This window comes from Acinetobacter sp. KAM396 (genome assembly GCF_021602765.1).
GTDB classification, from domain to species: Bacteria; Pseudomonadota; Gammaproteobacteria; order Pseudomonadales; family Moraxellaceae; genus Acinetobacter; species Acinetobacter towneri_A.
Map to the genome: position 1 here is coordinate 1 of NZ_BPPH01000131.1, position 222 is coordinate 222.

Below are 222 nucleotides of genomic sequence, written 5' to 3' on the forward strand. Positions count from 1 at the left end.
TTTATTATGGTCAGCCTCAGGGTGAAGTGTGTCTAATCAACAGGGTTTTCGGTCTCTAAGTACTTTTTAAAGGGAACATCATCGACTCAAATCTCTATTTGCAACAGTGCCAGATTATGCAACAAACTGGTTGTGGCATTACAACCATGAAAGACCACACCAAGCAAACAAAGGAAGGCCACCTCTAATGGCTGCTTAACCTCTACTTTTAACTTCGGTTAT

At 41.0% G+C, this 222-nt stretch carries 1 pseudogene; it reads left to right on the top strand.

From position 1 onward, the window contains the following. Positions 1–88: 88 nt before the first annotated feature. A pseudogene (locus L6C30_RS14845) lies at positions 89–199 on the top strand (IS3 family transposase); the annotation flags it as partial. Positions 200–222 lie beyond the last annotated feature (23 nt).